This window comes from Egbenema bharatensis FJBBOT/2019 (genome assembly GCF_048077055.1).
In the GTDB taxonomy this organism is placed as follows: domain Bacteria; phylum Cyanobacteriota; class Cyanobacteriia; order Elainellales; family Elainellaceae; genus Egbenema; species Egbenema bharatensis.
Genome location: NZ_CP182236.1, coordinates 5,942,604 through 5,957,308 on the forward strand (window position 1 = coordinate 5,942,604; position 14,705 = coordinate 5,957,308).

The following is a 14,705-nucleotide window of genomic DNA, read 5'->3' on the forward strand; positions in this document are numbered from 1 at the left end:
CCTGACCCTACTAGACCTCGGCAGCAATACGCCCACCTTTCGTAGTGCAGGCTTCCAGCCTGCGCGGGCAAGATGCCCGCTCTACGGTTGCTCAATTCACGCTCGCTTCTACTACGCCCTGACCCTACGCACTGGTAGTCACCAACACCTCGCCCTTCAGCATCCGGTTCGCTGCATCCAACAGCACCTCTTCCAGATAGGGTTTCGTGAAGTAGCCCTTCGCCCCCAATTGAACCGCCATCTGACGGTGACGATCGGCTCCCCTGGAAGTCAGCATGGCGATGGGAATTTCGCTGAGTTGCGGATCTTTTTGTAGGCGTGAGAGCAGTTCCAATCCATCCATGCGGGGCATTTCAATGTCGCAGAAAACGAGATCACAGGGTAAGCCCGATCGCAGTTTTTCCCAGGCTTCCTGACCATCGCGGGCTTGCTCCACTCGATAGCCCACCTTGTTAAAGGTCATGGAGAGCAACTCACGGACTGTAATCGAGTCATCCACAATCAGCACCGTGGGTTCTGTCTTTGTTGAGGCGGGATCTTGTACCGCTGACTCTCCACCCATTTCCCATAGGGCATTGTTGGCTTCCCGGCGAATGCGTCCCTGGGATAGATCAATCAACTCCAGCACATCGGCGATCGGCATAATCCGCCCATCTCCTAAAACCGTTGCACCCGCCACGCCAATGGGTTTGGGCACGGGGCCTTCTAGCTGTTTGATTACAATTTCCTGCTCACCCAAGACCTGATCCACCTGGAGAGCCAGATAATTTCCGGCACTGCGCAGCACCACCACCGACAGCACATCCTCTTCCTGGTTGCCGCCATAGACACTGCCTCGCCCCAGAACCCGGTTATACTTCAGCAATTCTGCTAGCGGTTGGAACGGCAGCAGCGCATCCCGCCATTGAATGCAGGAACGTCCCTGATCATCCGTTTGAATCCGATCTTTGGGCACATCCAGCATATCCTCCACCCCATCCATCGGGAAGGCAATCCGGGCCCGGTTGCTGATACAGCACAGGGCTTTGGAAATGCTGAGGGTGAGGGGGAGACGAATGGTGAATGTGGTTCCTTTGCCGACACTGGAATCGATGGTAATCACACCGCGAATTTCGTTCAGGTTGCTGCGCACCACATCCAGCCCTACGCCGCGTCCCCGCAAATCATCGACCTGATCGGCAGTGCTGAATCCATGATGGAATAGCAGGTCGTAGATATCTAGGCGGGAAAGTTGATCCACCTGAGCCGGGGAAATCAGCCCTCGGGACAGAGCTTTTGCCTTCACCGTGTCTGGATTAATTCCCGCTCCATCATCACTGACCGAGATCACCGTCTGGTTGCCCTGATGGAAGGCTCGAATCGTAATTCGGCCTACAGGTGATTTTCCGGCGGCAGTGCGCACATCCGGCGTTTCAATCCCGTGGGCGATCGCATTATTGACCAGATGGGTCATTGGATCATATAACTGCTCGACAATCATTTTGTCGATTAGCGTATCCCGTCCCTCAATCGTCAGTTCTGCCTGTTTGCCGTACTTAATCGCGTTATCCCGTACCCCTCTGGGCAAGCGGTCTGCGGTTTGGGCAAAGGGAACCATCCGCGATCGAGTTAAGCCTTCCTGAAGTTGGGTGGTAATTTGCCGGAAGTTGCGCGTGATTTGGTCGCTTTCTTCCACCACAAAGTCAATATCCGAGGCCGACTCCCGCACTCGCACGATTAGCTCGATCATTTCCTGGGAAAGCGTGTGGAACCCAGTGAACTTGTCCATCTCCAGCGCATCGAAACTGGCCCCAGTGGCATGGTTGCTCTGGGATGCGCCTAACCCGCTCCCACTCGAAAGCTGATAGCTGCGACGGCTAGATAACAGTGAGCTTTCCAGCAGCGATCGCTCATACAAATCGCGCATTCGTTGCCCCACATCGCTGAGTTGCTGCACCTGATAGAGTAAATTGTCGAGAAACTGCCGCAATCGTTCCTGGGTCTGCTCCAGGCTGTTCCGATTGACCACCATTTCTCCCACCAGGTTGTTCAGGTTATCCAGGTGCTTGACTGATACCCGCATCGTCTGATCGGCAATTACGTTCCGCCGAGATGGACGACGGGCCGCCGCGCTGGCAGCACCTCGCACCGGAGATGAACCTACCCCCAGTTTTTGATCCGTATCCTGGAGCAGGGCTTCCAGATCGCCAAATTCATCATCCTGACTGACCGCCGCAGTATTGGGCAATGTCATATCAGGAATGGCAGGAGCCACGGACTCATCCCCCAGGAGAGCTTCCAGATCTGCAAAATCATCTGCATGTTCTGAAGGTATTGGCGCGATCGGCACATCAACGATCGCGGGAGGTTCATCTCCCAGCATCGCTTCCAGGTCAGCAAAATCATCCAGATCAGAATCGGAAGAAAGGTGGGGTTCCGGCAGCTCCAACTCAGACAGGTGAGAGTCAGCGAGAGCCGATTCAGAGAAGTCCGGTTCAGAAAAAGCTGATTCAGTTAAATCTAAAGATACAGCATCAGGATCAGGTGCGAGTTCTGCCTCCCCTTCAGTCAGGCGTTCTGGTTCTGGTTCTGATTCTGGTTCTAATGCCGATTCAGCCAGGTTAGATTGCAACTCCGATTGCAGTTCCTCCTCCAGGAGCAGAGCTTCTACTGCACTTAAATCAAACTCCTCCCCCTCAACAAAATCATCCGCATCGGTAAATGCAGGTTCCTCCAGGACAAAAGGATTTTCAATATCAAATGGATTGACCGCAGTTGCAGAAAATTCATCGATCGCACTGCTCGCTGCATCAGTCAGATCCGGTGCAAAGGAGCCAGATTCAAAGGCAAACGGCGGATGCTCAGCAGATGGTTCATCCAAAGACAGTTCATCCACAGATAGTTCATTCAAAGATGAGTCATCCAAAGACAGAAGATCAAACGTGACTTCTTCTGATGGGTCATCCAGAGATGGGTCATCCAAGGACAAATCAAGGTCAAACGTGACTTCTTCTGAAGTTGCTCGATCGTCGTCTGCAACACCACGATCAAACTCACCCTCACCCAGATCACCATTCCCCATCAGGGCATCTAGATCGAGGTCAAGGAGTGCAGCGTCCGGGGGCTCTACCCCAGGCAGTTTAATCTCCCTCTCCCCTTCTAACGGCTCGCCTGCATCGGCAATGGCTTCCAGGGTAAATTCCTCCAGGTCAAGGGGGGGATCTGTTAGTGATGGATCATCCGCAATTTCCGTCTGCTCGGTGCTATCTAACCAGAAGTCAGCAGCAACTTGTTCTTCCTTGACCAGGGGCGTGAAGTCAAATGCTTCAATTCGAGTCGGCTCATCCTCTGAGAAGCGATCGTCTAAAGCCGCGTCTTGAGGGTCAAAGAGAGATTCTGAGGAAGATTCAGCCTGCCAGAGATCGCTAAAGTCTGCGGTGACCTCAGAGGGAAATCGGGCTTCGGCAGAGAGATCCTCCGAGGAAATGTCCTCTAGATCTGATAGGGATTCTAAATCCGGATCCGGGTGTACTCCTGCCTCTAAAACCGAGGTTTCATCCATCATCCCCAGATCTAATACCGTTGCCGCATCCGGTTCAGCAACTTCATCTTCCGTCGCTTCATCCGGCATAAGACTAATTTCTGTGGCAACTTCCGCCGCAATTTCAGCTGGACTTGGCTCTTCTGCACTGGCAAGTAACTCATCCATGAACGAATTCGCCAGTTCACGGTCGGCTTCACCCGGAGCAGCGGATTCCTCCACCAGGAGCGCGTTAGAGTCTGCCTCAGGAGTTAACAACAGATCCATCTCCCCTGTCTCACCGTCTTCTGCCCCGCTATCTTCTGCCAGATCAAAGAGCAAGTCGAATTCATCCTCCGAGGTAGATAGGTCGTCCGTTGAGGGATTCACCTCCTCGTCCAGGGGCGCAAAAATGGACTGAAATTCTGCAGCTTCTGTCTCAAATCCAGTTGAAAATTCAGCCTCTTTCCCCCCTTCTGTCGCCAGTTCTTCCCCTTCTATCCCCAAAAATAGTTCATCCAGATTATCAAAACCCGAATCCGCTGAAGAGACAGGCCCGCCGATCGCTGCATTAAACTGTTCGTCAAACAGGATGGCGGAGTCGTCTTCTACGGTTTCGGCTGCGGTGGTCGGTTCTGCAACGGGTTCTGCAACGGGTTCTGCAACAGATTCTGAAGCGGGTGCGGCATCTGGTTCGATCGCCTCTTGCGCGGAAACGGCATTAAGTAACCCAGAGAGATCGTCTCCCTCATCCTCCAGGTTGTCAAAACGGTTCTCCTCCAAGAGCAGATCGGAAAATTCTTCTGAGGACTCTGTCTGAGACAGTTCAGGTACATCCTGAGCAGCAGCATCGGAGTCAAGAATTTCTTCTTGCCAGGTCAAGCCCAGCGTTGATAATTCGCCTTCAAACAGATCCGCCAGGGAATTCAGTTCGGCAACTCCCACCTCTGGCCCATGCCGATCGCTCTCCTGCTTCGGGGGCGGTTCATCATCGCTGATGGCATCCAGCAAGCTAAAGTCTGGAGTTTCAGGGGTGGTGTCATTTGCGACAGCCAGGGCTTCGTCAAAGTTTAAGTCGAAGTCCAGATCGGAGGTATCTGCCAGAGGGGAGGCAACCTGGTGCGATTGGTTGGCCAGATCATCCAACCAGTTGTCGGAGTCCAGATCTGCATCCTCTGAAGCCCCGGGGGATTCATTAAATAGAGCCGCAAAGGGATCGGCTGCTGCGAGATCCACATTAGAGTCGGTTAGCTGGAACTCCGGCGCATTGGCATCGGCTTGAATGGAGAGTAGATCGGCAAAATCAGCCACGTCATCCTCTGCCATGACTTCAACCACAGGCGGCAGTTCTGGCGGCAGTAGATTCAACAAATCTTCTGAGGCGGAAACATTTGCGGCGCGACCCGATAGGACAAATTCCTGCGCGCGCTTAATGTCTTTAATAATGACGGGAGCCAGGCTGCGGTAGGTATTGGCTTCGTTACCGATCGCTCCCTGGGCCGTTGTCAGTAATTCACACCAGTTCGGCAAATTAAATTGCTCACCGGGTTGAGACAGCGATCGACAAATTTCCTGAAGCTGCCTGCGGCTATCGGGATGTTCAGACTGCTTGAAGAGTTGCAGCATTTCCCGGAGCCGGGCTGGCACATCGTTTTGGAAAATAAATTGGAACGCACTTTCTTCCGTGATGGCGGGTTGAACCACGGGGGGTGGAGCAGCAACCGGGGGGGCAGAAAGGGGAATGGCGTTCAGATCGACATCTTCAGGCAGGGAACCCCCCACCTGACTGACCAGCGTATCTAAGTGTTGACCGAGTTCGGCAAAGACTGGCTCCACGTTGGTCATCGCTGCCTGGGCCTTATCCTCCGTCAGTCCAAACGGCCCCTGGAGATGCTCCACCAGTTCGTGGAGAGTGTCGTAGACCCGCAGGAACAGCGTCTCCAGCTTTTGATCCACCGGAACCTGAGGGCATTCTTTGAGAACCTTGAAACAATCCTCCAGACGGTGGGCTGTGCGCTGAATACTGGACAACCCCAGCATTGCCGCTCCCCCTTTCACCGAGTGAGCTGCCCGGAACACTTCATGCACCATCTCCGAGTCATTGATCGTCCCCTGGAGGTTGACCAAGCCCTGCTCGATCGTATTGAGGTGGTCTTTGGCCTCCTCAATGAAGTAGCCCATGATCCGCTGTTGTTGTTCCGACAGCATAGCCATTTCCTCTGAATACGAAGGACGATCGCCTTACATTGACACAGTTTTGGAGTTTGGATTTAAGATTTGGGATTTTGGCAATCCTGGATCTGAAATCCATAGGATGGGTTTAAAGTACCCGATTTGCTGAATCTCGGTATCAGGGGGAACACCTCTACACCTCTACACCTTTTCAACACGGAACCGTTCCACAGAAGCCAGTAGATCGCGGGCAACCCCTACCAGGTTTTGCAGGGAAGCGGACACCCGCTGGGACTCCTGGGAAGTCTCCTGGGCGGTTAGCTCGACTGACTGCATCACCTGAGCCACGGCGCGGGAGGTTTCCGTTTGTTCTACGGTATCTGCCGTAATGGAACGCACCAACGCATCAATGCGGTTCGATACCTGAATAATGTCCTCCAGCGATCGCTTCGCCTGTTCCGCCAGCCGTGTCCCTTCAATTACCTGCTGGGTGCCTTCCTCCATCGCCGTCATTACCGAACTGGTTTCACCCTGAATTTGCAACACGATTTGCTCAATTTCCTTGGATGCCTTCGCAGCCCGGTCGGCCAACTGTCGGACTTCATCCGCCACGATCGCAAATCCCCGTCCCGCTTCCCCAGCTCTGGCAGCTTCAATACTGGCGTTCAGGGCGAGCAGATTGGTTCGAGAGGCAATCTGGGAAATTAACGCCACAATCTTGGAAATTTCCTGGGAGGATTCCGCCAGTCGCTTCACCTTGCGGGTGGTTTCTGCCACCGTTTCCCGAATCTCTAAAATCCCAGATACGGTACGCTCTACCGCTTCTCCGCCCTTCAGTGCCGTTGCCGAAGCCGAGCGGGCCACATCTTCCGCTTCCCGCGCACTCTCAGCCACCCGTTGAATCGAGTCAGTCATCACCTGGACGGAGTTGAGGGTAACGGCCAATTCTTCCGCCTGACGCAGGGCATCGGAGGACAGCGATCGGGCAAAAATTTCGTTTTCGGTGGAACTCTTGGTCACCTGTCGAGCGGCCGTCTTCACCTGCTGGACAATTTCCCGCAGGTTTTGAATCGTCAGGTTGAAGGAATCGGCCACTGCGCCCAGCACGTCTGCCGTCACCTCTGCCTGCACCGTCAGATCTCCCCGCGCTGCCCCTTCCACATCATCCAGAAGGCGAATTACCTGCCGCTGTAAGTCTTCCTTGGCCTGTTCCTGCTCCTCGGCTTTCCGCTGGGCTTCGCTGGTGGTGGTCAGAATCACCCGCGCCATCTGGTTGAATCCCGTTGCCAGTTGCCCAAATTCATCCTCAGAGTAAACCGTCGCCTTGGCGTTGAAATTGCCCTGGGAAATCGAGTCGAATTGAGTGTGCAGATCCGCTGCCGTTCGTCGCACCTGCTTGGTCAACAATCCCCCCAGAGCTGCCGTCACTCCAAAGCTGGCCAATCCAGCCGTCGCACTCATGGCCAGTCCGGCAATGGTCATGTGGGGCAGTACAGTTTCTCGGTTTTCCTGGGGCACGGTACTGGCAAAGCCAAAGCTGACGGCCGCCACCGTAATGGCCGACACCACACCCGTAATTCCAGCAATCATCCACTTCTTAGAGGCAAGGGGAGCATTTTCCAGGGGAGCTGTCCAACCCTGCTCAATACTGACTTCCGGTTCGATCGCCCGTCCGTCGATGGAGGTGAAGCCTGGCATTGCTTCCGTGGAACCAATAGCAAACACCTCATCCTCGCGGATGATGGACTGATCGCTGCTGTCACTGAAGTCAAAGGTGGAACTGGTGGGAATCGGAGTCGATACCATGTCTGAACTGCCCACCGAGGGAGTCGTAAAATCCACGGAATTATCTGACAGATCGAAGTCTGGTAAGCTGCCCAGATCATCAAACTCATCAAATTCATCTAAAAAGTCCACATTGCTCTGCTGGGCAGAGGGCGTTTCCTCGTCAAATGCAGCACTGCCTGCACTGGGAAACCCCGACTCATCAAACTCGCCCAAGTCAAAGTCATTCCCTGAAACAAAAGTCTGTTCCTCTGGCAAAGGGTTTGCCCCGTAGGAGGAATTGGCTTCAGCTTCAGAATAATCGGCACCGTAATCTGCTGCACCATAATCCGGCGTGTAGGTCTGTTCCTCGCCCCTTTCATGTCTGGCTTCAGCCCCTAAAAAATCATCTCCCATAAACAGCGTCTCATCTTCGGAGGGCTGAAAACCAAAGGGGGAAGCTGGAGGAGTAGCAGGGGCATCAAAGTCGAAGTCATCCAGGGGTGGAATATCCAGATCATCCAGGGTGCTGCTGCTATCAGCCCCGAAGGGAGGATCAGGATTGAAGTCTGATTCCCCTAAATCAATTAAGTCTGCAAAGGGATCAGTACTATCAGTAGCGGAATCGGCGGCGGAATCGGATGTAAAGGGATCATCCGTCAGCGCAAAGGGGTTGTCGCTGGTAGGTGCAACTTCATCTTGAGCCGGGGTCTGGGCGGTGAAGGGATCGGCAAACGGCTCGGCTGAACTCGCGGGATTGTCGTCTAAATTATCATCCAGGTTGAAGTCAGCGAAGTCATACTCGTCATCTCCTGCGGCGGATGCGGCAGCGTGATCGGGGAAGGGTGGAATGGGAGAATCGATCGTGCTGATAAAGTCTGAATCGATATCTGAAAAGGCATCCTCGGAGTAGGAACCATCAGCAAAGGATTGTTCGGAGAAGGCATCATCGGTAAAGGAGTCTTCGGTAAAGGAGTCTTCGGTGAAGGCATCAGCAGCGTAGGACTCCTCAGCAGAATTCCCAGAATTCCCAGCGGAATTGTCTCCTGGGGAATAGTGATCTCCTGAGGCGGAACCATCTACAAACTGACTGACGTAGGCGATGCCATCATTGGCATAGTTGACATACTCGGCATCGTCGGTCAGTTCCAAAACCGTCTGATACTGTTCGCTGGCGATGTCGTATTGCTGTAACCCGCAGTAGATATGCCCTCGCAGTAAACAAACACTGGGGTCAGTGGGGTAGTTCTCGACCAGACGATCGATCACCTCAGCGGCTTCATCGTAGTTGCCCTGGATGTAGGCGCGTTGGGCATTTTGATATTCCTGAATGTATCCAGTGCTTGATCCCATTTAACCTTCTCCTGCCCGTGCTACTCCAATTGTGCCTAATGTTGCCAGATTATAATTGCGTTACCAGATGCCAGATGATAAATGTCAAACTTTTGTCAATCAAAACTTTTGTCAATCAGTTTTTGCCAGGGAGCCACCCGATTGATCGGGGGAGACAAATATCGCTGCATTCAGGCTGCCCAGCGGGCCGATCGCAGAATTGCCACCTGATCCAGTAAACGAAGCAACATCGGCTGTTCCTGATTCATCAACCATTCGCCCCGCAGGAAAGGAGCCATGCCATCGGGAACGTTGGTCGGCATTTGCACATCCTCAATGTCCAGCCAGTCCATCCCGACGATTTGATCCACCGCCAGTCCCAGCATGGCATCTTGATCTTCCACTGCAATCACAGCGATCTCTGGGCGATCGGTACTCATGGGTGTCGCATCTCCCAGAAATTGCCCCAGATCAGCCACCCAAATGACGCGACCTCGCACATTGAGTGTACCTAAAAGTAACGGAGAAACGTTAGGAATGGGTGTGATTCGATCGGGGGGAGAAGAAATAACTTCTTTAATGCCGATCGCAGGCAAAGCAAATTCTTCGCCGGAGGTTACGAAAAACCGCAAATGAAGCTCACCTTCAGGGCTTTCCAGTTCCTCAAAATCAGCTGCTGGATCGGCCCCTTTACCGCTAAAAAAGTCTGGATTTCCTATCATGTGTCTTCACCTGTCTGCCATTACCCTCGTGCTGTTTGCCCATCTTTAACCTACCCTCTGCCTGAAAATTCATATCAGCTTGACTCAAATTTTATTGGTTAGGGCAATTAATTTTGCAGTTAAAGTTAATTCATTTCTTCATTCACTTCCAGACTGAATTCCTGCCGATGTAGCTCAACCTTCGCTCAGTCAAATGGCTTAATGATAACGGTTCATGCTGATTTAGCCTCCTTAGCCGCGCAAAAGCTGCTTGACGGTTCCAACCAGTTCTGTGGGCTGAAAGGGTTTAGCAATATAGGCATCGGCTCCCTGCTTCATGCCCCAGTAGCGATCGAATTCTTCCCCCTTAGAGGAACACATCACCACCGGAACGTGCTGGGTTTTGGGATCTGCTTTGAGCCGTCGGCACACTTCGTAACCGTTCATCCGAGGCATCACAATATCCAGTACCACCAGATCCGGCCGCTGCCCCTGGATTTTTTCCAACGCTTCTACGCCATCTCCTGCAACCGTTACGGTTAAACCACTGCCTTTGAGCAAATCGGTGATCATTTCCCGTTGGGTTACGCTGTCTTCCACCACCAAAACTGTACTCATATCTCCCTACTTCCTGGCCACATTCCTTTGGCATTTTAGAAACGGTTTTCCTCGATCGCCCATCATATCTTTTCTTTTAGGTTTGCCTTGCTTTTAAATCAACCAGAGATTCTCGTCCCTTGATGGGGCGTTGGTTGTGCCTTGGCATCGGTGTTTTGGCAAAACACTCTTTATTGTAGGGTTTGCCACCTAAATAACTTTTCTGAATTCATGACTTGTCATACTGTATTGATGTTTCAAGGGAATGTTCAAGTAGGGAGCATCAACAGGGATAGCAGAGGGCGATCGCAGGACTGAGGGAATCCGGTCAATGCAGCTCCTTCAGATCCGGGCAATCACAGGGTCGAGGGGGATGAAGTTGCATCCGATCGCGGGGGGGGCAGATCAAAATCCAGGTCTAACTCATCTTGCAACGCCTCAGCCAGCAGCCGATCGGGTTTGGGGCGATCCGGTCGTCCTTGCCCAACATACTTTTCCACCAGCATCAACAGTTCCGCTTCGCCAAACGGTTTGGTCAGGTAGTCTGTAGCTCCCACCATTCGAGCATTCACCCGATCAATAAACCCATCTTTTCCCGTCAACATAATGATGGGAGTCTCTCGGAACGCAGTCGATCGCCGCAGCATGCCACAAATCTCGTACCCATCCAGTTCGGGCATGGCGATATCGCACAAAATCAAGTCTGGCTTCAATTGAAACACCAAACTTAAAGCCATCAGGGGATTGCTGATGGCCGTTGCTTCATAGCCGTGCTGGTTCAGAATATACTCAACCGCCTTCCGAATCGTCGCGCCATCATCAATACAGACAATGCGGGGGACTCGCTCATCTTTCAAAGTAAAGGACTGTCGCTGGGGGGCAGACTCATCAAAAATAGGAGAGGAAACCTGCACTACCCCCTGCTGAATATAGGGATACATCGCTTTCGCCACCGTCAGAACATCTCGATTCAAGTAACGAGCAATTTGCCGGAAGGACGTTTTCCCATCCACCCAGCGTTCAAAGGCTTTGAAGGTTGGCTCTGTCAGAGATTGTTGCAGCTTCGGGGCATCGGCGATCGACGGGAATTGATTGGGGGATTGAATTTGGGGATGAAGCTGCTTCCATTCCTGCACTTGCTTCATAATTTGAGTCACCAGGGGGGCAATCTCCAGGGTCATGAGCTGAGGTGATAAAGCGGTTCCCAGTTCAAACACAAACGACCCCTGGTGCAAGCTCAAAAGATCAAACAGGGTTTCATGCACCATACTCCGAATGATGCTTCGACCTTGCTCTGGCGTTAGCACATGGTTTTCCAGCAGCATCCACAGATGACCATATTCAGGGGCGTTAACCGTTGCAATCAGAGAGGTTCCCAGGGAGTCAAACTCCGGCTCAACTCGATACCGTTGCAGATAATCCCGGAGGCGGGTAAGCTGCCCACCGCTATCCCCGGCGTAAATAATTTGCCCATTTAGAAAGAAGACGAGCCAGGACTTGCCTGACCCGGTGCGTGGAGAACGCCGCAGCGGAAAAGCAAGATTGTTCGTTGGGTCAGTTCCCCCTGTCGAAGAGCCATAGGTTTCTACAAACAACTCCCCCGTTCGTTGTCCCAATTCGATTAGCTGTAGGATGCTGCGAATATCAATTTCGCTTAACTTGCCTTGCATTCAACCCAGATACTCTCCCCAAAACTGCCCAAGACCTCAGCGATGACTCTCTTAATGATTTCAGATGATTTTGAATAATCCCAAAGATTGTTCGATCGATGCCATGAGTTCCCCTACCTCTGACCTATGTCAATGGGCGAGCGATTGAATCAATCTCAAAGCATCGAGTGGTAGACTTTACTGATCCAGGCTAATCCAACTTTACTGATCCAGTTGACTTCCTAATCAAACTGAGCAAACTGATTGATCTGCGCCCTCAAACGGATAGGGTCAGAGGGATGGCGATCGAGCGGTGACGGTAAGGACGATAAACAGCAAGGAACCGAGCGTTATTTCATTAACTATAAACGCTGGGACGAAGGAAAGGAAAAAAGTTACAAAGAACAGCAAACTTGTTTGAAAACGACTCCCTGCAAGCAGCCGAGCGAACTTTCAACCTTACCAATCCTGCCCCTAAACCAGCCTCAGCCTGAAGCCAACGGGATTCACTGTTCGCCAGCCTATCCCGATGCGTTCTGAACTCCCAACCTTATCTTTCCCTTAAACTCAGAAAGAACGATCGCTCAGTTCAGCAACCTGTCCAGTCAGCAACCTGTCCAGTCAACCCTATCTGCACAGCTTAACTTCCATTACAAAACCTAGCGCCCTGAACCGATTAAAGTTTACTTTTCATTAAGGGATTATTTTCCTTAAGAACTGAGGGGAGCGGGGCAGTAGTTTTCGAGCGGTTGCCTGTTGAGTTAAGCCAGATCTGGGGAAATCTAAATTTAAGTAGACCCCCTCAGAGAAACGTGAAAACGGTAGGCTATGGGATAGGGTGTTCTGAATCAATAGTGAAAGCCAGCAAAGTCTAGTGACTTTTCTAGCGCGATCGACTAGGCTTGCTAGGAGTTCCACCGCTTGTATGCCAGACCTTTGCAGGCAACCTGTGTCATGAACTGCTTCATCAATGGTTCTGAAACTTGGTGTAATTGAGTACAGGACAGCTCAGGTAAATCGGGTAGCTCAATAGAATAGTTGGAGAAATAAGGCTAGAAAAGCCTGTCGTGGGTCATATAGACACAAAAGAGGATTGTCAGCGTGCTGTATCTAGCGGAAGTCATACGGAAAGCCAGGGTTATTGGTGGTGGGAAGGCAGAGTTTCGATTGCTGGCCTGTGAGCGATCGGAACTGAATTGGACAGCAGTGCCAAGTGAAGAAATCGTTCCCGCTCCTGATGATGTAGGGTATGGGGCTGGAGTCATTGTCCTCGTAGAGCTTTCTGCGGCTAAACAGGTACAGCGTCATGCTGAGGCGGGTCGTCAACTGGTGAGCATTCTCCAGAAATTTACTCGATCGCAGGAAAAAGCCAAAACTCAGGAAGAAGAAATTGAGCAGTGGAAGCAATCTCTGACCTATCAGAGCCAGGAGTTGAACCGACGGGAGATGGAAATTGAAGCCCGTCAGGAAGAACTTCAGGAGATGGAGTCCGAGTTTGAGCGGTTAGAAAAAGAACGCCAGGAAATTGAAGCGGCGCATGGCGAGATCAAGCAACTCCGGGAAGAATACGAGCGCAAAAGTCAGGAGCTAGAAGGCGCATGGGCCCAGTTACGAGGTGCCGAAAATCAGTTGGAGGAACGCCAGTCTGAACTTCAGGGTTCTTCTAGCCTGAATGAAGGACAAGCCCAGCAGCTTCAAGAACTCCTGAGCCGCATTTCTGGAGCCGTGACACCCACCGGCTCAATCCAAGAGCAACTTCACCTTTCGTTTGATCTGATCGCCCAACAGCAGGGGACATTAAACCATCACTGGCAAACCCTGGAACAGCATCGGGGGGCTGCGACCCAACTGCAATCTGAGGTCGATGCTCAGCTTCAAGATCTGCACGATCGCTGGCAGTCCTGGCATCAATCTACAGATGAACTCAGCCAACTCCGGGCCGATTTACAGTCCAAGCAAGATATCCTCACCTTCAAACATAGTCACGCCAAAACATTACTGCTACAGCTCCACAACCAGGATGCACTGTATCAACAAATGGCAGAGCTTTCCGGTCTGTCTGACAAAGTGGATCTCAGTGCTTTAGAAAACTTGCCCCTTGAAGCACTGCAAACCACCGTCAGTGAACTGGAAAGAGAGCTGGAAAAGCTCTCCCGTTTCGTCAGCATTCAAGAGGAGGAGTTAACCCTTCAGCAAGAGGCGATCGAGGAGCTACGTCAGCAAATTCAGCAAGCCAGTGAGTACGATCGCCTGCGCCTGGAAACTGAATTAGCCGATGAACAAGACCGTTACCAGATGTTGAACGAAACCTTAGTCGGGCAACGGCGGAACTTGCTAGAGCGGCAAACTGGTCTCCAACAACACCAGCGGGTTCTGGCACGGAGACAGGGCTATCCTACTTGTGACAACGAGAGCAGCGTTGATTTATCCCCGGTGTTGACGCAAATGGAGCAACTTCGTCAGCAGCAGGCTCAGGAATTGCAGGCACTAGAGCAGCAGATTCAGGATTTAGAGGAATCGATTCAACCCCTTCAGGTTAAAGTCGAGCAGGAAACCCTGCGATTAGATGCCCAGCGCGATGAACTCCGTCAGCTAGATCAGCAAGTGCGATCGCAATCCGCTGCGGCCGCTGAACTCTGGGGCCGGGTTAATACCTATCAAGATTTGCTTCAACCGGTGCAGGATGGTCTGAACACCCTGAAGGAAAAAGCAGAGACGATCGCCAGTGTCATGACTCAGTTCCAGGAAGCCAGCGACTACCAAATGCAGGCAGTCAACGAACTGCGCGATACCGTACAGCAACTGGTTCCGTCTCAGGTGCATGAGTTGGCGGCTTCGTAGGAAAAGGTTCGAGTGGCAAAAACGAAGGAATGCAAATTGAATAACTTGAAATTCTGGTGAGGTGGGCAGCGTTTCGACTGAGTGCTCAAGCTGAGATCTTGCCTGCCCAGCTAAAGAAGCAGAACGGTGCACCGATTATTGAATCCCCGC

The 14,705-nt window shown here is 52.2% G+C and carries 6 protein-coding genes; 1 reads left to right on the top strand and 5 read right to left on the bottom strand.

Features of this window, described 5'->3' with window-relative positions; translation table 11 throughout:
- Positions 1-124: 124 nt before the first annotated feature.
- The 5 genes from ACM1PF_RS27810 to ACM1PF_RS27830 all read right to left on the bottom strand — a co-directional run bounded on the left by ACM1PF_RS27810 (position 125) and on the right by ACM1PF_RS27830 (position 11,735).
- Positions 125-5,707: a hybrid sensor histidine kinase/response regulator gene (locus ACM1PF_RS27810; RefSeq protein WP_416669349.1), complete on the bottom strand. Its 5,583-nt coding sequence runs from the start codon at positions 5,705-5,707 to the stop codon at positions 125-127.
- 165 nt (positions 5,708-5,872) lie between these two features.
- Entirely contained in the window at positions 5,873-8,788 is a 2,916-nt protein-coding gene (locus ACM1PF_RS27815; RefSeq protein WP_416669350.1) for a methyl-accepting chemotaxis protein, read from the bottom strand.
- A 170-nt stretch (positions 8,789-8,958) separates the two neighbouring features.
- The gene (locus ACM1PF_RS27820; protein ID WP_416669351.1) at positions 8,959-9,489 is read right to left on the bottom strand and encodes a chemotaxis protein CheW; all 531 of its coding nucleotides are present in this window, start codon (positions 9,487-9,489) and stop codon (positions 8,959-8,961) included.
- 231 nt (positions 9,490-9,720) lie between these two features.
- Positions 9,721-10,086 (bottom strand): response regulator transcription factor, encoded by a 366-nt coding sequence (locus tag ACM1PF_RS27825; protein ID WP_106170231.1) that lies wholly within the window; start codon positions 10,084-10,086, stop codon positions 9,721-9,723.
- Positions 10,087-10,421: 335 nt separating this feature from the next.
- Positions 10,422-11,735: a response regulator gene (locus tag ACM1PF_RS27830; RefSeq protein ID WP_416669353.1), complete on the bottom strand. Its 1,314-nt coding sequence runs from the start codon at positions 11,733-11,735 to the stop codon at positions 10,422-10,424.
- Positions 11,736-12,815: 1,080 nt separating this feature from the next.
- On the opposite strand from ACM1PF_RS27830, the gene hmpF reads away from it, so the two are divergent.
- A complete protein-coding gene (gene hmpF / locus ACM1PF_RS27835) occupies positions 12,816-14,555 on the top strand; it encodes a pilus motility taxis protein HmpF (protein ID WP_416669355.1) in 1,740 nt (579 codons plus the stop codon).
- Positions 14,556-14,705 lie beyond the last annotated feature (150 nt).

What these genes read in the sequence shown, in the direction of transcription:
- ACM1PF_RS27810 (WP_416669349.1), bottom strand. Translation starts at nt 5,707, where the DNA reads ATGCTGTCGGAACAACAACAGCGGATCATGGGCTACTTCATTGAGGAG.
- ACM1PF_RS27815 (WP_416669350.1), bottom strand. Translation starts at nt 8,788, where the DNA reads ATGGGATCAAGCACTGGATACATTCAGGAATATCAAAATGCCCAACGC.
- ACM1PF_RS27820 (WP_416669351.1), bottom strand. Translation starts at nt 9,489, where the DNA reads ATGATAGGAAATCCAGACTTTTTTAGCGGTAAAGGGGCCGATCCAGCA.
- ACM1PF_RS27825 (WP_106170231.1), bottom strand. Translation starts at nt 10,086, where the DNA reads ATGAGTACAGTTTTGGTGGTGGAAGACAGCGTAACCCAACGGGAAATG.
- ACM1PF_RS27830 (WP_416669353.1), bottom strand. Translation starts at nt 11,735, where the DNA reads ATGCAAGGCAAGTTAAGCGAAATTGATATTCGCAGCATCCTACAGCTA.